18 protein-coding genes are annotated in these 21088 nt (G+C 69.7%); 15 read left to right on the top strand and 3 right to left on the bottom strand.

The genetic code is table 11. From position 1 onward, the window contains the following. Positions 1 to 101 precede the first annotated feature (101 nt). Positions 102 to 839, top strand: a complete 738-nt coding sequence (locus tag DMC61_RS40610) for a DUF4157 domain-containing protein (protein WP_125695732.1) — start codon at positions 102 to 104, stop codon at positions 837 to 839. Between the two features lie 33 nt (positions 840 to 872). On the opposite strand, the gene DMC61_RS40605 is transcribed toward DMC61_RS40610, so the two are convergent. Then, positions 873 to 4265: a hypothetical protein gene (locus DMC61_RS40605; RefSeq protein WP_233595110.1), complete on the bottom strand. Its 3393-nt coding sequence runs from the start codon at positions 4263 to 4265 to the stop codon at positions 873 to 875. A gap of 189 nt (positions 4266 to 4454) precedes the next feature. Between DMC61_RS40605 and DMC61_RS40600 the strand changes: the two genes are divergently transcribed. From DMC61_RS40600 to DMC61_RS40585, 4 genes are read left to right on the top strand one after another with little or no spacing between them, the layout of a single operon-like run. Beyond that, positions 4455 to 5996, top strand: coding sequence for a phage tail sheath family protein (locus DMC61_RS40600; protein WP_063274554.1), 1542 nt, complete (start codon positions 4455 to 4457; stop codon positions 5994 to 5996). A gap of 15 nt (positions 5997 to 6011) precedes the next feature. Next, the gene (locus tag DMC61_RS40595; RefSeq protein WP_063274553.1) at positions 6012 to 6455 is read left to right on the top strand and encodes a phage tail protein; all 444 of its coding nucleotides are present in this window, start codon (positions 6012 to 6014) and stop codon (positions 6453 to 6455) included. Positions 6456 to 6459: 4 nt separating this feature from the next. Continuing rightward, a complete protein-coding gene (locus DMC61_RS40590) occupies positions 6460 to 6900 on the top strand; it encodes a hypothetical protein (RefSeq protein WP_125695731.1) in 441 nt (146 codons plus the stop codon). Further along, positions 6897 to 7055 carry a DUF6760 family protein gene (locus DMC61_RS40585; RefSeq protein WP_016333592.1) on the top strand — a complete coding sequence of 53 codons (159 nt, stop codon included), beginning with the start codon at positions 6897 to 6899 and terminating at the stop codon, positions 7053 to 7055. Before DMC61_RS40590 ends, DMC61_RS40585 begins: the two co-directional genes overlap by 4 nt. Before the next feature lie 429 nt (positions 7056 to 7484). Here DMC61_RS40585 and DMC61_RS40580 read toward each other — a convergent pair whose 3' ends face one another. Further along, a complete protein-coding gene (locus DMC61_RS40580; protein WP_125695730.1) occupies positions 7485 to 8108 on the bottom strand; it encodes a hypothetical protein in 624 nt (207 codons plus the stop codon). A gap of 594 nt (positions 8109 to 8702) precedes the next feature. Then, positions 8703 to 9098 carry a hypothetical protein gene (locus tag DMC61_RS40575; protein WP_125695729.1) on the bottom strand — a complete coding sequence of 132 codons (396 nt, stop codon included), beginning with the start codon at positions 9096 to 9098 and terminating at the stop codon, positions 8703 to 8705. 103 nt (positions 9099 to 9201) lie between these two features. Between DMC61_RS40575 and DMC61_RS40570 the strand changes: the two genes are divergently transcribed. From DMC61_RS40570 to DMC61_RS40525, 10 genes are read left to right on the top strand one after another with little or no spacing between them, the layout of a single operon-like run. Continuing rightward, entirely contained in the window at positions 9202 to 9504 is a 303-nt protein-coding gene (locus DMC61_RS40570; RefSeq protein WP_125695728.1) for a hypothetical protein, read from the top strand. Positions 9505 to 9515: 11 nt separating this feature from the next. Further along, a complete protein-coding gene (locus DMC61_RS40565; RefSeq protein WP_063274550.1) occupies positions 9516 to 9962 on the top strand; it encodes a phage tail protein in 447 nt (148 codons plus the stop codon). A gap of 2 nt (positions 9963 to 9964) precedes the next feature. Then, positions 9965 to 10729: a LysM peptidoglycan-binding domain-containing protein gene (locus DMC61_RS40560; protein WP_125695727.1), complete on the top strand. Its 765-nt coding sequence runs from the start codon at positions 9965 to 9967 to the stop codon at positions 10727 to 10729. Then, positions 10722 to 12542: a VgrG-related protein gene (locus tag DMC61_RS40555; RefSeq protein WP_125695726.1), complete on the top strand. Its 1821-nt coding sequence runs from the start codon at positions 10722 to 10724 to the stop codon at positions 12540 to 12542. The genes DMC61_RS40560 and DMC61_RS40555 overlap by 8 nt, the downstream gene beginning before the upstream one ends. 12 nt (positions 12543 to 12554) lie before the next feature. Next, positions 12555 to 12836, top strand: coding sequence for a PAAR domain-containing protein (locus DMC61_RS40550; RefSeq protein ID WP_125695725.1), 282 nt, complete (start codon positions 12555 to 12557; stop codon positions 12834 to 12836). A gap of 1 nt (position 12837) precedes the next feature. Next, positions 12838 to 13248, top strand: coding sequence for a GPW/gp25 family protein (locus DMC61_RS40545; protein WP_016333598.1), 411 nt, complete (start codon positions 12838 to 12840; stop codon positions 13246 to 13248). Further along, positions 13248 to 15209: a putative baseplate assembly protein gene (locus tag DMC61_RS40540; protein ID WP_125695724.1), complete on the top strand. Its 1962-nt coding sequence runs from the start codon at positions 13248 to 13250 to the stop codon at positions 15207 to 15209. Before DMC61_RS40545 ends, DMC61_RS40540 begins: the two co-directional genes overlap by 1 nt. Further along, positions 15206 to 15745 carry a phage tail protein gene (locus DMC61_RS40535; RefSeq protein WP_125695723.1) on the top strand — a complete coding sequence of 180 codons (540 nt, stop codon included), beginning with the start codon at positions 15206 to 15208 and terminating at the stop codon, positions 15743 to 15745. The genes DMC61_RS40540 and DMC61_RS40535 overlap by 4 nt, the downstream gene beginning before the upstream one ends. 3 nt (positions 15746 to 15748) lie before the next feature. Further along, positions 15749 to 16723 (top strand): zinc ribbon domain-containing protein, encoded by a 975-nt coding sequence (locus DMC61_RS40530; RefSeq protein ID WP_125695722.1) that lies wholly within the window; start codon positions 15749 to 15751, stop codon positions 16721 to 16723. A gap of 11 nt (positions 16724 to 16734) precedes the next feature. After that, positions 16735 to 20727 carry a VWA domain-containing protein gene (locus DMC61_RS40525; protein WP_125695721.1) on the top strand — a complete coding sequence of 1331 codons (3993 nt, stop codon included), beginning with the start codon at positions 16735 to 16737 and terminating at the stop codon, positions 20725 to 20727. The last annotated feature ends 361 nt before the right edge of the window (positions 20728 to 21088 follow it).

Genomic DNA, 21088 nt, shown 5'->3' with positions numbered 1-21088 from the left:
GGGCAGCCGATGCCGCCCTTCCGGCCGCGCATCGCAGCCTGGCGCGCGGCGCGGCGACGGCGCAAGCTGGACGGGCGGCGTAGCGACCGAGGGAGCGGACCATGCGCGGGCACAGTCACGACAACGACCTTGAACCGAGCCTGCGGCCGAAGGGCGACCGGATAGACCGGGACGAGGGCGGCCTGCGGGGCCGCGCCGCCGCGGCCGGGCGCACCGACGTCCTCGGTCCCGCCGGCCTGCTGGACCTGCAGCGCGCCGTGGGAAACGCGGGCGTGAACACCCTGGTCGAAGAAGAACGTTCGCCGGTGCACGACGTCGTCGGCTCCGGCGGCGGCGCGCCGTTGGACGCCGCGACGCGTGCGGACATGGAGGGCCGCTTCGGGCACGACTTCGGCGACGTCCGGGTGCACACCGACGGCGCCGCGCACGAGTCGGCGAAATCCGTCAACGCGCAGGCCTACACGGTGGGTTCGAACATCGTGTTCCAGCGGGACAAGTACGACCCGGGTTCGGATTCGGGCAAGCACATGCTCGCGCACGAGCTGACGCATGTCGTCCAGCAGCGCAATGGCCCGGTCGAGGGCACGGACGCCGGTGGCGGCGTGAAGGTTTCGGATCCCTCGGATCGGTTCGAGCGCGAGGCCGTCGCGAACGCGGACCGGCTGATGTCGGCTCCCGCACCTACCTCTGCCGTGCAGCGGTGTGAGGACGGTGGGCATTCAGCCGAGGATTCTGCCGCCGTCCAGCGCGAGGAAGCTCCGGAAGCCGAGGAAGGCGAAGAGGAGAAGATGGCGCAGACGTACGTGCAGCGCGAGGAAGAGGGCGAAGAAGAGGCCTAGGCTTCCTGCGAGGCTGGCCGGTTGATCAAGCACTCAAGGGCCTGCCGGCGTGATGGTCAAGTTGCCGTCCGCGTCCTCCTTCGGCGGCGCGCCATTCACACTCCAGCCGCTCAGTGCCGCTGCGCAAGCGGCGGCGTCCGGCCAGTCCGGGTAGAGATTCCGGGTATTCGAATAGTCGATCGACGCTTTGAGGGTGAGCTTGCTGCCTTCCGGAGCCTTGGCGTTGTGCTCTCTGAGGCGGTCCAGCAGCAAAGCGCGAAGACTTTTCAGAGTGCTCGCACAGCCGGGGCACGGCGAGTATTTGCCGGTGAGGACGATGTTGACGTCGGTGACCACGGCGGACTTGTCGGCATCATTGCGGATCCAGTCGGAGAGTTGCCGTTCCGCATGACTCGAGTTCGACATCTTCACCGGATTTCCGGTGTTCCAGGTCCGCAGCTTCGCTTCGGTCGATCCTGGTGCCGGTGGCAGGATGATCCCGCCCACCGTGCCGCCCAGCTGCCGGTATCCGCGCGATTCGCCGAAGGTGGCCGGCAGGGTGTTCTCCACCATGACCGGCTTCCCGTCCTGCATCAGCACGTGGCCGCTGCTGTCCTTGGCCGCGGTGGCGCCGAACCGTTCCTTGTACTTCGGAGGTTTGTCGAAGGTGACGCTGGCGTTGACGGTGACCGTGGCCTGGGCGTCACGTGATCCCTTCTTGCCTTTGATCACAGGAGTGCCGGGGCTGGCGGTGGCCTCGACACTGAACTCGTCCGCGGTCTGGCCCGGAATCACCCTGAGATCCTTGAGCCCGGCGGGCCGGAGCTCACCGAGAATTTTGGCCGCCGCCTGACGCAGGTCCTGGATGTTGTGCAAAGTGGGTCCGGCGGCCAACAACCGACGGCGTGCGTCCTCCTTGACCTTGCGGCTGCGCGCGGTGTCCTTGTCCCCGTCCTTCTTGCCCTTCAGCTTCGACCAGATCTTCTTCCCTGCCTTGACGATCGTCCCGACCACCGTGTCGATCACCTTGCCGACCGGGGCCTGGACCTTCTCCAGGATCGACTTGATCTTCTCCGAGATCCCGCCCAGCCCGAGCAGGCTCGCCAGAAACCCGAGCACCATCGGCAGCGCCTTCGCCAGCGTGCGCTCGATCAGCCCCGCCACCGCGCCCGCCCCGCCGCGGGCGATCGACTCGACCGAGTCCAGCACCGACGAGACGAATTCCTTGATCTGGGCGGCCTTGTCGACGAAGAACATGACGATGTCGTAGATCGCCTTGCAGGCCTTGATGAACGCGGCCGCCGGGTTGAGCATCGAGATGATCCAGGTGATCCCCGCCTTGACGATCTTCTCGATCACGAATTCCTTGATCTGGCCGAGTACCAGTTCCTTGAGGTCGCCCAGTTTCTCGACCACCCAGCGCCAGAGCCCGGGCACGCCTTCGGTGATCAGGATCTTGACCACCTCGAACGTCTGCTCCAGCTTGGCTAGCACGGGTTCCGGGATGAAGCGGAGGATCCGCGCGCGGACACTCGCCCACGTGAGGCCGAGGAGCGACATGATCATCTTCAGGATGCCCTTGGCGTCCAGCGTTTCCGGGATCTCGATACCCGCGCTGGCAAGATTTCCGAGCAGCCACGCCTTCAGGCCGTCCTTGAGGTGCTGCACGATGTTCGCGCCGAAGTTCATGACGCCGGTCTTGACCGCGTTGACCAGGTTGCCGAGGAACTCGATCGGTTTGGCGATGATCAGGCCGACCGCGTTCGCCGCCCGCGCCAGCACGCTCAGCAGCATGTCCTTCAGCTTGAGGATCGTGTCGATCGCGCCGCCGATCGCCTCCTTCGCCTTGTCCCACAGGCCTTTGTTCTCCGCCTGCAGTGCCTTGATCTCCTCGTCGACGGCGTTGCGGGCCTCGCTGTACTTCTGTGCCAGATCCTCGACCAGCGACTGTTGTTTCTCGTCGACGGAGTTCTCCAGTTCGTCGAACTGGCTGCCGAACTCCTTGGCGGCCTCGCCCGCGATCTTGCGCAGGGCGGGGGACTGCGAGTCGACCTTCTGCCGCACACGCTCGCGGCCTTCGGCGATCAGCCGTTTCGCTTCGGTCAGCTGCTGCCCGACGAAATCGGCGATCTCGCCGATGACGCCCTGCATCTTCGACTCGTAGACCTTCTTGGCCTCCAGGAAGAGGTTGTTCGCCTCGGCGGGCAAGCCGGCGAACAGGTCGTAGGACCAGCGGGCCGCGCCGGTGACGCCGTCGTAGCGTTCGTCCTTGTACTTCTTCATCCGGGCCTGGTGGTCGGCGGTGAACGCGGCCTTCGCCGCCGCCTCGCCGGTCTCGAACCGTTTGGCCACCTGATCGTCGAGGGCGCCGAGGACCCCCTCGACCTTCGTCTTCGTCTCTTCGAAGATCGCCTTGATCTCCGCGGTGATCCGCGCCCGGTCCTGCTCGTCCTTGGCCTTCGTGGCCGACTTCGCCGCCTGTCCGCGTTGCCCGGACGACGATCGCGCGCCGGTCATCCCCGCCATCGCGGCCTGCCCGGACGCCTGCGCCGCACCCGTGACGGCGGCCAGTTGGCCCGCCTCCGACTCGCGGACCGCCGCGGGCGCCGACGCCGTGTGCTGTTCGCCTTCCTGTTTCGCCGCGAGCGCGCCGGTGAATTCGGGCTCGTTGGACTGCGCCAGCTGCTGGTCGGTGACTCCGGCTTCGGCCATCTTGCCGTGGGTTTCGCATTGGTCGGCGCGAAGGTCGGTTTGGGCGGGCGGGGCCTTGTCCGGGGTGGCCTTGCGGGCGTCCGGCGGGGACAACGCGGGCGGTGGCGGGGTCTCCGGTAGCGGTTTCACCGGCTTTTCCGTGGCCCTGCTGGTGTCCGGCGCTTCCTTGGTGCGATCGGTGACGTCCTTGGCGGAAGCGTCCTTGCCGCTGGTGACCTTGCCCATCACTTCGGACTTGATCTGGTCCGCCTTGCCGGACGAGGCGAACTTGTCGGCCTCGTCGAGATTCTTCGGCGCCTGCTTGGCGACGGCGGCGTTCACCGCGGCGACGAAGGCGGCCTTGTCGAACCCCGCCGGTTTGGCGGCGGCCATCTTGTCTGTCTGCGCCGCCTTGGCTTGGGCTTCCTTGTCGTCGGCGGGCGCGACCGCGGCGTCCTGCGCCTTCTTGACCTCCGCGGACGCCGGGGGATGCGCCTTGGCCGCCTTCGCCTGGCCGCTGACGTCCTTCTTGAGCGAACCGAACTTCGGGTCCGACTCGGGTGTCACGCCGGTGGGCGCGACCGGGGGAGCGGGACAGCTGCTGCGCTGCAAACCGACGAGACGGGTCACCGCCGCGTTGCCCGCGGCGGCCTGCAACCGCAGCAGCGCGGGTGGGGTGGCACGGCGCGCGGGCTTGACCGGCCGCGCGGGGTGCGCGGCCGGGGCCTGTGTCGCCTTGTCCCGGCCCGCCGGCATGCCTCCACTTTCGGCTTCGCCGGGCCGGTTGCCAACAGCCGGAGGGGCGGGCACCGCTGCCCGAACGGGCAGTTGCCTTTTCGGGCAGAGATTGGTTCCCGTGGACCTAGCCGCTTGGTCGTTTCGCCGCGAACGCCCGCACAGGAGCATCGCCGATGTCAGCGAGTGCGCCGAAAAGGGGAGGCACGCATGCCCACCTATCTCACGCCGGGTGTGTACGTCGAGGAGATCGAGGCCGGCGCCCGGCCGATCGAGGGTGTGGGCACCGCCGTCGCCGCCTTCGTCGGTTTCGCGGCGGACGGGCCGTTCAACACGCCCACCCTGGTGTCCAACTGGACCCAGTTCACCCAGACCTTCGGCGACTTCGTCGAAGGCTGCTACCTGGCCCAGTCGGTCTACGGCTATTTCCTCAACGGCGGCGCCAACTGCTACATCGTCCGCATCGGCGGTCCGCGAGGGCAGGAGAACGGCGAGACGTCGAAGGCGGCGACACGCCAGGCCGTGCTCGGTGGCTACCGGTTCGTCGCGAAAGAGCTCACGAGTGGTGGACAACCGGGAGAGCTCACCGTCGAGGTCGCCGAACCGACCGGCGAGAACCCCGGCGACGACCGGTTCACCGTGCTCGTCAAGAAGGACGGCAAGGTCGTCGAGACCCACAACGTGACCACCAAGCGCACCAAGGAGAACGTCGTCACGCTGGTGCGCGAGAAGTCCAGCTTCATCACGATCGAAGAGCTCGCGACCGGTGGCGCGGTGGCGAAGCCGGACCGTGGCACCGCGGTGCTCACCGAGCCGCCGCAGCCGCCGCCCGTCCCGCGTCGCATCGCGGCCGACGACTACGTCGGCGACGTCGCCGACCGCACCGGTTTCGGTGGACTGGAAGCGATCGACGAGATCACCATGGTCGCGGTGCCGGATCTGATGGCCGCCCACCAGCGCGACCTGATCGACCTCGACGGGGTCAAGGCCGTGCAGCTGGCGATGATCGCGCACTGCGAACTGATGGGTGACCGGATGGCGATCGTCGACCCGCCGCCCGGGCTCAACCCGCAGGAGGTCCGCTCCTGGCGGATGGACCAGGCCGGGTACGACTCGAAGTACGCGGCGTTGTACTACCCGTGGGTGCAGGTGCTCGACGCCGCCAGCGGAACCAACACCTACGTGCCGCCGAGCGGGTACATGGCGGGCGTGTGGGCGCGTACCGACGCGACCCGCGGTGTCCACAAGGCACCGGCGAACGAGGTCGTCCGCGGCGTGCTGGCGCTCGAAACGCATCTGACCAAGGCGGAGCAGGAACTGCTCAATCCGATCGGCGTGAACTGCGTCCGCTCGTTCGCGGGCAAGGGGATCCGGATCTGGGGAGCGCGCACGTTGTCGAGCGACCCGGCGTGGCGCTACCTCAACGTGCGGCGGCTGTTCAACTATCTCGAGGAGTCGATCCTCAACGGCACCCAGTGGGTCGTGTTCGAGCCGAACGACGACGCGTTGTGGGCCCGCATCCGGCGCACGATCAGCGCTTTCCTGGTGATGGAGTGGCGAAAGGGCGCACTGTTCGGCCTCACTCCCGACGAGGCCTTCTTCGTGAAATGCGACCGGGAGACCAACCCGGCCGAGGGGATCGATCTCGGCCAGGTGATCTGCGAAGTGGGCATCGCGCCGGTCAAACCGGCGGAGTTCGTGATCTTCCGGCTGGCCCAGATGTCCGGCGGCACCAGCCTGGTCAACGAATAGTGAAAGGGCTCCGAAATGGCACTTCCCGATCTTGACAAGGCCGTCGGCTGCTCCTTCGGGCTCGAGATCGACGGCGTTCAGATCAAGCAGATCTCCGAGGTCTCCGGACTGAAGATGGAGCAGGACGTCATCGAGCTCAAACAGAACACCGTGGACGGCAAGTACGTCATCAAGAAGCTCCCCGGTCGCCCGAAAGCGGGCGAGGTGACGCTGAGCCGCGGTCTGACCGAAGACAACAGCTTCGAGAAATGGGTCAAGGACGCGCACTTCGGCAAAATGGGTTCCGCTCGCAAGGGCGGCGCGATCATCGTCTACGACTACGAAGGCGCCCCGATCAAACGCTACAAGCTCACCAACGCGTGGCCGAAGAGCCTGGAGATCGGCGCGCTGAAGGCGGGCGACACCAGCGTGCTCACCGAGAAGCTCGTGGTCACCTACGAGCAGATGGAAGTCGAGTGAGCCCATGCGCAGGGTGATGGCGTCGGCGCCGGCCGAAGAAGCTCCGGTCGTGCCGGAAGAACAGGCGCGACCGAAGCTGCGGACCGAGTTCGCGTTCGAACTCCCGCGCGGCTACGTCGACGACGCGGGAAACGTGCACCACTCCGGCGTGATGCGGCTGGCGACCGCGCGGGACGAGCTCGTCCCGCTGCGGGACGACCGGGTGCGCGAGAACTCGGCCTTCCTCACGGTGGTGCTGCTGGCCAGGGTGATCACCCGGATCGGCGACGTCACCGATGTGCACGCCGGGGTCATCGAGAACCTGTTCGCTTCGGATCTGGCGTTCCTGCAGGACATGTACCGGCGGATCAACAGCGAAGGCCATACGCGGGCGGGCGTCGCCTGCCCGGAGTGCGGCCACGAGTTCGTCGTCGACGTCGCCGGCGGCCGCCTGGGGGAATCGTGACGTACGCGGCCGGACGGCTGCACGAGGAAGTCGCGTACGTCGCCTATCACCTGCACTGGTCGCTCGACGACATCCTCGACCTCGAACACCACGACCGGTTGACCTACGTCGCCGAGATCGCCCGGATCAACACTCGGATGAGCGAGGGACGGTGACGCTTCGATGTGGACGTGGCGCAGGAAGGAGCCGGGCACGCCTCCGGACACGCCGTCACCGGCCACGCTGCCGGTGACCCGTGCCGAATGGCGAACCCTGCCGCCGATCCAGCGCGTCGTCGCCGGGCATCCGTTGATCAATCCGGTGCAGCGGTTCAGTTCCTCGCTGGCGTCCTGGCGGAGTCCGGCCTACCTGGAGCCGCTGGGCCACCGGGTCGGCCCGGCGGAGCCCTCGGGTGTCATCGACGGGCTCGCGCGCGCGCCGATGGCACCGCCGGACATGCCGGTGGTGCAGCGGTCTGCCCGCAAACGTGGCGTGCTGTCACGTCTTTGGGGAATGTCGGTGCAGCGTGCCGCCGAGCCGGACGGTCCGGTGACCGGAAGCCCTACCCCTGAACAGGAATCCGTGCCTGCGGAGGCTGGGCAGCCCTACGAGGAGCCGTCGCCGGAGGAGCCGGGGCCGGCTTTCGAGCCGATTGTCGCGCTGGAGCCGACGGCCACGCTCGTGCTGCCGGCTGTCGCGGTGGCGTCGCGTGACGCCGACCGGCCGTCGATGCCGTTGACCACCGCGGGCTCGTCGGTGCGCCCGCCGGTGAGGACGGTCCAAGCGATCCGGTCGGAAACCCCGAGCGCTCCGGTCCCCACGCCGGAGCCCGCGGCCGAATCGAGGTTGGCCGGGACTTCCGAACCTGACCATGACCCGATCGTGTCCACGCCCGAGCCGGTCGATGTCGAGACCGTGCCGGTCCCTCTCCTCGCCGAGTCACCCACCTCGGAAGTGGTGACCCCGCGGCCGGTCGAGCCATCGCGGCCCGGGCTGCCGGTCGTCCAGCGGACGGAACAGGTCGAGGCGGTCCCGCGGCGGTTGGGGCTCGGTGCGCCGATCTTGCCGGACTCGGTCCAGGCGGAGGCGCCGAGTGTCGACGTACCAGTGGTAGAAGACAGCGTCGCCGAGGTGGACGCGCCGCTGGCGGGCGATGTCGAGACCCCGGTGCTGCCCACGGTTCCGGCGCCGGCCGAGATGGCGAGGGAGGAGCGGACTCTTCCGGCCATGCCCGTGGAGACGCCGACTTCTATACCGGCCGTCCAGCGTGTGGTCGTCGAGTCTGCTCTGGAACTTCCGTCGCCGAAACACCGGGACGTGTCGCAGGCCGGGCCTTCGGTTCGGAAGCCGGTGCAGCGTTTACGGGACGAGTCGTCGGTGGGGCGCGATGAATCGCCAGCGGCGCTATCGGTTCGGGGACCGGTGCAGCGCCATGAAGCGACAGGCGAGCCTGCGTCGGTTCAGCCGCCAATGCGGCCTTTGCGCGGCGAGGCGCCATTAGGACCGCAGTCGGTTCAGCGGCCGGTGCAGCGCCTTGAGTCATCGGGGGAGCCTGCGTCGGTTGAGCGGCCGGTGCGGCGTTTGCGCGGCGAGGCGCCAGTAGGTCCGCTGTCGGTTCAGGGGCCGGTGCAGCGCTATGAGTCACCGGGCGAGCCTGCGTCGGCTCACCGGCCGGTTCAGCGCTTGCGTGACGAATCGCGAGGGGAGCTGCCTTCGGTCAAGGGGCCGGTGCAGCGCTTGCGGGATGAACCATCAGCGGGACCGATATCGGCTCAGAAACCGGTGCAACGTCTGCGCGACGGATCGGCGGGGCCGACGTCGGCTCAGAGGCCAGTGCAGCGCCTCCGCGACGAACCGTCACAGGAGCACGCAGAAGCGCCGATCTTGGTCTCCCGGGCGCTCGAACCGCCGCCTAACCTGCCGACGGTCACCTTGTCGCGATCTTCACCCGACACCACCTTCCACTCGCCCGAACCACCGCGAATCCGGTCCGGGACACCAGAGATCGCGGAGCCGCACGGGACGCCGGGCGCCTCGGTGAGCGCGCCACCGGTATCGGTGATCTCGACGTCACCGCTGCCGGTGGCACGAGTCGTCGACGGCACGGCCGCGGTCTTGCCCGCACCGGCGGCGGTCGACCAGCGCCCGACCCTGACCGCCATGTTGAGCGGGGGCGGTGCCACTCCGCTGCCTTCCGTGTCACCGAGGACTCCGCTCATGCCAGAGACGTTTACGGGCAAGGCGGTTGTTCAACGTCAAGACGCCGGAACCGTCCATCAGCCGACGACGATGCCTCCGCCGGCGAGACCCGAAACGCAATCCGTGCAACGGATCGTGTCCAGCAAGGCCGCCGCTGGCGGCAATGGTCTCGTGCTCAACCTGCCACCCTCCGTCGTGCAGCGACAGCCCGAACCCCCGGTCGTCCAGCGCGACCCGGAAACGCCACCACCGCCGGAGCCCGTCGCACCGCCGGCCGCGGCGCCGGTGCCCGCGACGGCACAGGCGGCGCAGCCGGAGACCGAGGAACTCGTCAAGAAGCTTTTCGACCCGCTGCTGCGGCGGCTGAAGACCGAACTCCGTCTCGACCGTGAGCGCCGCGGCGCGCTCACCGATCGCCCGCACTGAAGGAGAAGCCGATGCCGGACGCGGAAGAAGCCGTCGCCGTTTGTTACGTCGTCAAGCTCGACGACAAGAACCTCGGCAACCTCGGCGCATTCAGCAGTTGCGACGGGCTGGGCTGCGAGTTCGTCATGGAGCAGCGGGAAGAGGGCGGCAACAACGGGATGGTCTGGCAGCTCCCGACGCGGATCAAGTACTCCAACATCAAGCTGTCCCGCCCGGTCACCGAAGCCAGCTCGCAGATCACCAAATGGTTCGCCGGTATGGCGGGCGGCATCGAGCGCAAGACCGCGACGATCGAAGCGCGCACCCTCGAAGGCACCGTGATAGCCAGCTGGTCGCTGGAGGGTGTCGTCCCCGTGCGCTGGAGCGGGCCGCAGCTTTCGCCCGACTCGCCGAAGGTCGCCACCGAGACGCTCGAACTGGCGCACCACGGCTTTCTCAGCCCGGCGAAGAAGGGCTAGCCATGTCCTCACCCGTCACGTTCACCTCCGCCGGATCCCAGCCGCCCGCGGCGTACGGCTCCGGCGAACCCGCGCCGAACAACCTCCAGCGCGCACTGCTGGAGGTCCGCAAACCCCCGCAGTCCGGCGGCACCGGCCAGCCCGGCGCGAAGCTGTTCGAGATCAAGTTCCAGTTCAACCCCAAGGAACTCTCGCTCACCAAGAACGCCAAATGGGCCCGAGATCCACAGCGCAACGCGAAGAAGAGCGGACCGCCCGAGTTCAAGGGCTCGGACCCGTGCAAGCTCGCGCTGGAGATGTTCCTCGACGCCACCGACAAGATGGACGACGCCGTCGTCAAGAAGGTCGAGCAGCTCTTCACCTGCTGTGTCGCCACGGAGGAAAGCCGCCAGCACGGCAAGGGTTCGCCGCCGTGGGTGATCTTCAAATGGGGCGGCATGACCGGCTTCCCCGCGTACGTCGCCAGTGTGACCGCGAAGTACACGCTGTTCACGCCGTCGGGGACCCCGGTGCGCGCGGTCTGCACGGTGAACCTGGAGGAGATCGCCGGCGAGCTGAGCGGGCAGAACCCGACCTCGGGTGCGCTGGCGGCACGGGACACCCACGTGTTCGTCGCCGGTGATTCCCTGCAGGCGGTGGCGTTCCGTGCCTACGGCGACGCGGGGAAGTGGCGCGAGATCGCCGACGCCAACGACATCGACGACCCGATGCGCCTGCGGCCCGGCACCCGGTTGCTCGTGCCGGCGCTGGAGGAACTCGATGGCTAACGAGAGTTTCGCGAACAACCTCATCGTCGAGGTCGCCGGGGGCCCGCTGCCCGACGACGTGAAGACGCTGCTGTCCTACGCCTTCGTCGACGACAGCCGGAACCTGCCGGACATGTTCGTCCTGCGGTTCCGCGACTCCGGGCACGTGGTGCTGGACAAGGGGAAGTTCACCGTCGGCGCGCCGATCAAGCTGAAGGTGCAGACCTCCGATCCCGAAGCGCCGCAGGAACTGCTTTCCGGCGAGGTCACCGCGGTCGCGATCGACCTCGACCGGATCGGCACCTTCACCGAAGTCCGCGGCTACGACCACGCGCACCGGCTGTTCCGTGGCCGCCGGGTCGCGGTCTATCCGGGGATGAGCCTCGCGGACGTCGTCACCAAGGTGACGCAGCGCGCCGGGCTGAAGGTCGGCAAGATCGATCCGGTCCCCGGGGTCGGCGGCCGCCCGCATACCCAGTTCAGCCAGGACAACGTCAGCGACTGGGAGTTCCTGTCCCGGCTGGCGGAGTCGGTCGGCGCCCAGATCGTCGTGCGCGACGGCGCGCTGAACTTCCGCCTCGCGGAGAAGCCTTCGGCCGCACCCGCCACCACCGCGAAGGCCAACACCGATCCGCTGGTGCTGGAGGCACACCGGACGCTGGTCAGCCTGCGCGCCAGTGTCACCGCGGCCGAGCAGGTGCCCGAGGTCGAGGCCCGCGGCTGGGACATCACCAGGAAGCAGCCCCTGTCGGCCACCGAGAAGCCGAAGAACGCGGGAACCGAGGTCGAAGGTGTCGACCCGGTCGCGCTCGCGAAGAAGTTCTCCAGCCCCAAGTACGTCTCGGCGGATACGCCGCGGCGGACCCAGGCCGAGACCAAGGCGGCGGCGGTCGCGCTGTCCGAACGGCTCGGCGGCGCCTGCACCGAACTCGACGGGGTCGCCAAGGGCAATCCGAAGCTCCGGGCGGGCGCGGCGGTGACGCTGACCGGCGTCGGCAAACCGTTCGCCGGCAAGTACACGCTCACCAGCACCCGGCACCTGTTCAACGCGGAAGTCGGCTACACCACCGAGTTCGCCGTCTCCGGCAGGCAGGAACGGTCGCTCTACGGGCTGGTCGCCGGTGGCTCCAGGACGTCAGCGTGGCCCGGAGTGGTGCCCGCGGTGGTCAGCGATGCCAAGGATCCCGCCGGGCTCGGCCGGGTCAAGCTGACCTTTCCCTGGCTGGATCAGAACTTCACCAGCAACTGGGCGCGCACGGTGCAACCCGGTGCCGGGAACGGGCGGGGCGCGATGGTGATGTCCGAGGTCGGCGACGAAGTGCTCGTCGGCTTCGAGCAAGGCGATTTCGAGGCGCCGTATGTGCTCGGCGGGTTGTATAACGGCGTAGACGCGGTGCCGAAGTTCACCGCGTCGCCGATCGACGGCACCAGCGGCGAGATCGCCGTGCGGGGTTTCGTCTCCCGCAAGGGGCACAAGCTCGAATTCGCCGAACAGGACGGCATCGTCGTCGCGTCCGGGGACGGGAAGCTCGTGGTCAAGCTCGACCAGAAGAACCAGATGATCGAGGTGACCAGCGGCAAGGGCGTCACGGTGAAGGCGCGGAACGGGGTGAGCATCGACGCGGGCAGCGGTCCGCTGGAGCTCAAGGGCCAGAAGGTGTCCGTGCGGTCGGCGACCGAGGCGACCGTCGAGGCGCGCAGCAGCCTGAAGCTTTCGGGCACGGCGGGCGTGACCGTCGAAGGCGCGACGGTTTCGGTCAAGGGACAGGGCCAGGCGGAGCTGAGCGCGAGCGGTGTCGTGACCGTGCGCGGCGGCGTGGTCAAAATCAACTGAGGGGGAGTGGGCATGCCACCAGCCGCGAGGGTCGGCGACCCGACCGGGCATCCGGGCGTCATCGCCGGGCCCGGTGTGCCGACCGTGCTCATCGGCGGGGTGCCCGCCGCCACCGTCGGCACGCCGCACACCTGCTCGTTCCCGCCGCCCGCGGTGCATCCGCCGACGCCGATCGCGTCGCCGGGCTGCCCGACGGTCCTGATCGGCGGCCTGCCCGCGGCCCGCATGGGTGACCTGGCTGCCTGCGGTGCGCCGATCGTCCTCGGCTGCCCGACCGTCCTGATCGGAGGATGACATGGATTTCCTCGGCAGGGGGCTGGCTTTTCCGGTGCGCACCGACGCGACGGGGTCGATCGCCTTGGTCGGCGGGGAGCGCGAAGTCGTCGAGAGCATCCGGCTGATCCTGGCCACCGCCCCCGGTGAGCGGCCGATGCGGCCCGAGTTCGGCTGCGCGGTGCACGATCTCGTGTTCGCACCAGCCGACTCGGCCACCGCCGGGCAGATCGCCTATGAGGTGCGCACCGCGCTGGAGCGGTGGGAGCCGCGGATCACGCTCACCGACGTCGTGGTCGGGTTCTCCGAGGCCGAACGCGGAACGTTGCTGATCGACATCAAATACCACCTGCGCGGGACCAACGACCCGCGCAACCTGGTGTTCCCCTTCTACGTCATCCCGCCGCACGAGTCCACTGAGGACGGTGCGTGATGTCCCTGCCCATGCCCAATCTCGACGACCGACGCTTCCAGGACCTGGTCGACGAAGCCAAGTACCTCGTCCAGCGCAACTGTCCTGAATGGACGGATCACAACGTCTCCGACCCCGGCGTGACGTTGATCGAGACCTTCGCGCAGATGGTCGACCAGGTGCTCTACCGGCTCAACCGGGTGCCGGACCTGCACTACCTGCGGTTCCTCGACCTCATCGGCGTGCGGTTGTTCGCGCCGACCGCCGCGCGCACCGACGTGACGTTCTGGCTTTCCGCGGCACGTGACGTCCCGGTGGTCGTCCCCGCGGGGAAACAGGTCGCGAGTGTGCGCGACGAGGTCGAGGATCCCGTCGTGTTCACCGTCGAGCGCACGCTGACGATCGTGCCGTGCTCGCTCACAGGCCTGGCGACCGGTGACGCGGACCCCGGTGTGCCGCCGGTCGACCGCACCGACGGGCTGCTGGTCGGCGGCGAACCCGCGTGCTTCGCCGAAAACCCCGCGCCCGGCGACGCCGTCTACTTCGGACTGTCGGACGCCGTACCCGGCTGCGCGGTGCTGCTGCGGATGGACTGCGAGGTCGAGGGGCAGGGTGTCGATCCGCACGACCCGCCGTGGGTGTGGGAGGCCTGGGACGGGCACGGCTGGGCCGCCGGCGAGATCGACCGGGACAGCACCGGAGCGTTCAACCGGCCCGGGGACGTCGTGCTGCACGTGCCGCCGGGGCATACGGCGTCGGTGCTCGGCGGGCGGCACGCGGGCTGGATCCGTTGCCGCTTGACGGAACCGAAGCAGAACCAGCCGTTCTTCCAGCGGTCGCCGCGGCTGCGCTCGGTCGAGGCGTCGACCATCGGCGGCACGGTCGGTGCGGTGCACGCCGAGGTCGTACACGGCGAGATCGTCGGCACCTCGGACGGCCTGCCCGGACAGCGGTTCCCGCTCGGCAGGCGTCCGGTGGTCGCCGGCGGGGACGAGCTGATCGTGGAGGTGTCCGGTCCCGACGGCTGGCAGGAATGGACCGAGGTGTCCTCGTTCGCCGAATCGGGCCCGGAAGACCGGCACGTCCAGCTCGACCGGGTCGCCGGTGAGCTCGCGTTCGGCCCCGCCGTGCGCCAGCCCGAGGGCGGCGTCCGGTACTACGGCGCCGTTCCGGCCAAGGCCGCCGCGATCCGGGTGCCGTCGTACCGGGCCGGTGGCGGCCGGCGCGGGAACGTCGCCCGCGAAGTGCTGGAGGTGCAACGGGATCCGATCCCGTTCGTCAGCAGCGTGGTGAACCGGCGGCCGGCGACCGGCGGGGTGGACGGCGAGTCGGTGCGGGACGCGGCGGTCCGCGGCCCGCTGCTGCTGCGCACCCGCGACCGCGCCGTCACCGCCGAGGACTACGAACAGCTCGCCCGTGAAGCGGCGCCCGAGGCGGCGAGGGTGCGCTGTGTGCCCGCGCACGGCGCCGACGGCCGCGAGACCGGCGCGATCCGCGTTCTCGTGGTGCCCGCCGTCCCCGACACCGGCGAGCTGAAGTTCGCGACGCTGATGCTCGACCCCGGGATGCGGACCCGGATCGAGCGGTATCTGGACGAACGCCGCTGTGTCGGCGCCCTCGTGTCCGTGGAAGCGCCGTTCTACCACGGGGTCACGGTCGTCGCCCGGCTGCGGTCGCGCCGCCGGACCAGCCCCGGCACTCTCGGCCCGCGGGCGACGCAGGCGCTCTACGACTACTTCAACCCGCTCACCGGCGGGCCGGACGGCGACGGCTGGCCGTTCGGGCGGCCGGTGCAGTCCGGCGAGGTTTTCGCGGTGCTGCAACGGCTTCCTGGGGTCGAGATGGTGGAGGACGTGCGCCTGTTCGCGGCCAACCCGGTCACGCGGGAACGCGGCGAGCAGGTCGACCGGCTCGACCTGCCGCCCCACGCGCTCGCGTTCTCCTTCGGGCACCAGGTCCGGGTCCGGGAGGGTGACCGATGAGAGTGGCCGTGCCCGGGCTGCCGAGCCCGCATCCGATCGGCGAGCAACTGCCCTCGGTCTACGCCGAGGACCGGTTCGTCCAGGGCTTCACCGGTGCGCTCGACGAAGTGCTCGCACCGGTTTTCGTGACGCTGGACAACTTTTCCGGCTACCTCGACCCGAATCTGGCACCGGAGGATTTCGTCGGCTGGCTGGCGCATTGGGTGGCGCTGCGCGTCGACGAAGGCTGGAGCCCGGTCCGGCTGCGCGAACTCGTGACCCGGTCGGTCGAACTGCATCGGTGGCGCGGCACGCAGCGCGGGCTCGCCGAGCACGTGCGGCTGCTGACCGGTGGCGCGGTCGAGGTGACCGACAGCGGCGGTGTCGTGGCGTCGCCGGAGCCCGGAGCACCGCTCCCTGATCCGGGGCCGCCGTGGGTCCACGTCCGCGTGCGGGTGCCCGATCGGAGCCGGATCGACGAACGGCGGCTGACCGCGACGGTCGTGGACGCGGTGCCCGCCCACGTGCGCGTCACGGTGGAAGTGGTGGAGGGGTAGCGGATGGTCATCTACCGGGAATGCGGGCATCAGGGCCCCGCCGACGTCGAGTTCTGCGGCGAATGCGGGCGGTACCTGAAATGGGACGACGAGGAACCCGTCGCGGTGGGCCAGCCGGTCGCCCAGCACCAGGTCGTGCAGCCCGCCGAACCGCTCGCGCCGGTCCGGCAGCCGCAGCAGCGGACGGTCGAGGAGCAGGTCCTCAAACCGGGTGACCTGATCTGCGGCAGATGCGGCAAGGGCAACGTGCCCACCCGCAACTTCTGCGGCCGCTGCGGCGCGTCCCTTGCCGAATCGGAGGTCGTGAAGACCTCGTGGTGGCGGCGGCTGTTCCGCCGCGGCCCCCGGGAGCACAAGGCGGGGGATCGCCCGGGTAAGGACGGTGTCCGCCGTCGCGCCGGCCGCGCCGGTGCCGCGCGCCGCCAGGTGGGCAAGGCCGTCCGCCGGGTGATCGCGGTGATGCTGGTGCTCTCGGCGCTGATCTACGCGCTGTACCAACCGTTCCGGGGAGCGATCAACACCGCCGCGATCGGCTTGTGGAGTCAGGTGACGGGGATCTTCGAGACGAAGCTGAACCCGGTGCGCCCGAGCAAGGTGACCGCGAGCGCGCAGTCGCCCGGCCACCCGGGGAACCTGGTCAGCGACAACGCGAAGAACACCTTCTGGGCGGCTGCCGGCCAGGGCGAACCCGTACTGGTGTTCACCTTCGACCGTCCGGTCGATCTGCGGAAGGCGATCGTGCACTCCGGCAACGGCGCGAACTTCCAGGCCGCGCACCGGCCGAAGACCCTGCATCTCGTGTTCTCCACCGGCAAGACCTACGACATGGTGCTGGCCGACACGCCGGACGCCCAGGAGATCCCGATCGAGAACAGCGCGGGCGCGACGGGTGTCGAGCTGCACGTGGTCGGGCTGCATCGCTCGCTGGACGGCATGGACGTGGCGATCTCCGAGATCGAGCTGTTCGAGGCCGGCTGAGGAAGGACTGGATGACCATGCGCCCGAACCGAGCGGTGGCGGCGATCGCGTTCGTCGCGGTGCTGGGCGGAGCGGTGATCACCGGGGTGCTCGCGCCGACCGCGGCGCAGCAGCCCGCGCCTCCCGCCGCGCCGTACCGCGTCGGCTACGTCAGCGCCGCGACCACCGGCCTGTTTCAGGTCTCCGGTGCGGGCGTGGTGGCGGCGCTGCCGCCGGGCGTCGGAAGCGTCGATTCCGACGCGTCCGCGGGCAAAGGCGGCCTGGTGTGGGTGAGCAGACGGGCCGAGCACGACGGCGAACTCTGGTACCTGCGCGACGGCACCCGGGTTCCGGTGCGCCTGACCGACGACGCGACCGCCGACACGCAGCCGGCGTTGTCACCCGACGGTTCGTCGGTCGCGTTCGTCTCGGAACGCACGGGCAGCAAGGACATCTTCGTGATCGGCGTCGACGGTCGCGGGCTGCGCCAGGTGACCTCCGGACCGGCCGCGGACGATTCGCCGAGCTGGTCGCCCGACGGCGGCCGTCTCGTGTTCAGCGGTACCGGCGAGGACCCGGCAGGCGACCTCTACACCGTGCCGTCGCGCGGCGGCACGCCGACGCGCCTGACCGCCGACCCTGGCGCGGACACCCAGCCCGCCTGGGCCCCCACCGGTGCCCGGATCGCGTTCACCACCACCAGATTCGACCCGGCCGGGGATGTCGTGGTCATGGCCGACACCGGCGGCGCGGTCACCCGGGCGGTACCGGAACCCGGTGATTCGTCCGAGCCGGCGTGGTCGCCGGACGGCACGCGGCTGGCCTTCACCACCCGTCAACCGGATCCGCTCGGTGACGTCGAACAGGTCACCCTGCCCGGCGGCCAGGTCTCGGTCATTTCCGCGCTGTCCGGCGTCGGCGAGACCGAACCGACCTTCCGCGCCGACGGGCAGCCGGTGTTCACCCAGCTCCGCGGCGGGGCCACCACCGACATCTGGAGCGCGGACGCGCGCGGCGGCGACCGTCGCGACCTCACGAACCGGCCGGACGCGGACGAAGCCGATCCCGCCTTCTCCCCGGACGGGACTGCGCTGGCCTACACGGAATTCGGCACCGGCGAGTTCCGGACCAGCCGGATCGTCGTGGCGAACGCGGACGGCGCCGCGCCGCGACCGCTGACCGGGGCCGAGGAAGGCAAACGTGAGCGCCACCCGGCATGGTCGCCGGACGCGACGAAGATCGCGTTCACCCGGACCGTGTCGATCGGCGAGGGTTCCGACAGCTTCGTCCGGATCGTGCGCGTCGCCGACGGCCGTGTTCTCGGCGACATCCCGATCCCGGCGCATCTGCGCGGGGACGACTCGCAGCCGGTGTGGTCGGCGGACGGCACGAAGATCACGCTCACCCGGGCCGCCACCCGGATCGGGCCGCCGGGACCGTCCAGAGTGGACCCCGCGACGGTGGACATGCCGGTGGGGCGTGGCGGGTCGGCGCGGATCGCCAAGACGGTGCAGACCGACCGGATCCGGTCCCTGCCGGACATCGTCCTGCTGATGGACCAGACCGGCTCCATGGGCGGGGTGATCGAACAGGTCAAGATGAACCTGGGCACGGTCATCGACAGCGTGCGGGAGCGGGAGAAGGAAGCACAGTTCGCCGTCGCGGCCTTCGGCGACGCGGGCGACCCCGAGCCGCGCCCGTTCGATGTGCAGCAGCCGCTGACCCCGGCGGGCACCGAGGCCGAGCGGAAGCTGCTGTCCGACGCGTTCGCCCGGATCAAGGCGACGGGCGGCGGGGACACCGCCGAGGACTGGCTTCTGGCCTTGCGGAAGGTCGCGACCGGAGCCATCACCTTCCGGCCGGGCAGCAGCCGGGTCGTCGTCCTCGTCGGCGACGCCGCGAGCCACGAGACCCCGCCGAGGGCGGAGGTGATCGCCGCGCTGAACGCGGCGAAGATCAGTGTGGTGGCCGTTCCCGCGGTCACCGGGTCGAGCACGGATCCCGACCGCGGCCTCGACGCGCGAGGACAGGCGACCGCGATCACCAGCGCCACCGACGGTGTCCTCACGCCCGACACCGACGCCGGGCGGATCTCGGAGGCGATCATCGCGGGCATCGGTGATCTCCCGGTCAGCGTGCAGCCGGTGAGCTTCTGCGATCCCGGCCTCGCGATGACGTTCGATCCCGCGGGCCCGCAGAGCGTTCCCGGCGGCACGAACGCGCGGTTCACCGAAACGGTGACGGTGTCCCAGACGACCGCCGTGGGCGCTTTCCTGCGCTGCCGCGTGGAATTCCGGTTGAACGGGGAGTCCACCGTACGGCCGGGATACACCGAGAACGTCACCGTGCGCGTCAAGGATCCGGCCCTGCCCCTGATCACGCTGCACGACCGGACGGTGACCGGGACCGGCCCCATGGTGATCGAATATCCCGCGACCGCGGTGGACGTGGACGGGAGCCCGCTCGAGCCGAGCTGCACGCCGTTGTCCGGCAGCCTGTTCCCGGTCGGTGCCACCACGGTGACGTGCACGGCGAGAGGGAAGAACGGCACCGCCGTCGAGACCGCGGTCATGGCCGTCGCCCCGCCGGGAGAAGACCGGCGGAAGCAGTTGTGGCAGGTCACCCTGACCCAGCCTTCACCCGATGTCGTCGTGCCGGGGGACCAGCGTGACCTCTCATCGCGGTTCGGCCCGGGTTGCGGTGCGGGCGCGGAAGGCGCGGCGGACGTCTCGCCGGACGGAGCCACGCTCGCGTTCCAGAGCGGCAACGCGCTGGTCTGCGTGGCGCCCGCCGACGGTGGCCAGGGCCGCATCCTGGTGCAGCGCACGGGATTCGTCGATGATCCCGCCTGGTCGCCGGACGGCGGGCTCGTCGCCTATACGAACTCGCCGGGCGAGTCCTCGCCACGGATCGCGGTCGTGCCGTTCACCGGCGGCGACCCCCGGATCCTGATCGGCGGCCCCGGCGGGGCCTCGCAGCCCACGTTCCAGCGGATCCCCGGCCTCGCCGTGAGCGCGAGCGCCGTACCCGCCGCGATCCCGTTCGAAGGACTCACCACGTTCGAGTTCGTCGTCACCAACCGTGGCGCCACCACGTCGCCCGGGGTGGGGCTGTTCGTCCGGCTGACCGCCGGTCTGCGATCGGCGGCGGTGCTCCCCACCAAGGGCACCTGCACCCCCGAGCTGGTGTGCGCGTTCGGCACGCTGGTGCCGGGGGAGGAGGTCCGGGTGCGGTTCGGCGCGACCGGCCTGGCCGCCGGAGCGCAGGCGGCGACCGGCACGGTCACCACGACCGGCCCCGACGCCGACGCGCGGGACGACTCCGCGACCGCGGTCGTGACGGTCGGCGAGAAGCCCGCGCCACCGGTGACACCCGGATCCTTGTCGGTCGGGATGTCGGTCTCGGCGGTCCCGTTGTTCGTCGGCGGCGACGACGTGGTGCTGACCTACCTGGTGCACAACGGTTCCCGGGCCCCGATGCCGTCCGTCCGGCTCACGACCCAGCTGCCACCCGGGCTCCCCGCGACTTCGGCCGCGCCCGGATGTGTGCCCGGAAGTTGCGCGCTCGGGACGGTCGGGCCGGGGCAGACCGTGACGGTCCGGATCTCCTTGGCCGCCAAGGCGGCTTTCGACGGCCAGGTGTCCGGCACGGTGAGCACCACCGGGCCGGACAACAACGCCGGGGACGACACGGCGACCGCGCGGGTGCTGGTCCGGCAGCCGGTGGTCGAGGTGGATCCGAAGATCGGCACGCTCGGCTTCGTCCCGCGGGTGCGGGGAACGGACTTCCCGCCGGGCGCGATGGTCCGGCTGGCCTGGTCGGCCGGCATCTCCGCGCCGGGGGTGGTGAGGGTCGGCGCCGACGGAAGGTTCGAGGCGTACTTCTTGATCTTCCACCACGACCTGATCGGGCCGCGCACGGTGAACGTGACCTCGGTGGGCGGCGTGAAATTCGGGACGGTGGGGTCGAATCCGATCCTGGTCGTGCTCCGCACCCTGCAACCGCCGTTCATCACCCGGGGCTGAGGGGGCGCGACACCGCACTCACGTGATCGAAGGCGGAACTCGCGTGATTGAAGCCGGAACTCGCGTGATCAGAGGCGGAACACGCGAGTGCGGCCTCCAATCACGCGAGTTACGTGCCTGATCACGCGAGTCACGCCTTCGCTCACGCCGCGCCTGCAGCCGGAAACGCCGATCACGGGCAGTGTCCGGCCGGGACGAAGGCTCCTTTCGCCGCATCGGACGCGGTGAAGGGAGGGCGGTTTCAACTGGTTGGTGCAAGTAGTGCTTTGTCGAGTGCTTGTGCGGGTGTGAGGAGGTCGAGTGTAGGGCGTGGTCGGGTGTTGAGGCGGAGGGCGATGGTGTCGCAGTGGGTTTGGGTGAG

Origin of the sequence: Amycolatopsis sp. WAC 04169 (genome assembly GCF_003947535.1) — a bacterium.
Classification (GTDB): Bacteria; Actinomycetota; Actinomycetes; order Mycobacteriales; family Pseudonocardiaceae; genus Amycolatopsis; species Amycolatopsis keratiniphila.
Note: the sequence above shows the minus strand (reverse complement) of the source record. Positions and strands in the feature narration are given on the sequence as shown.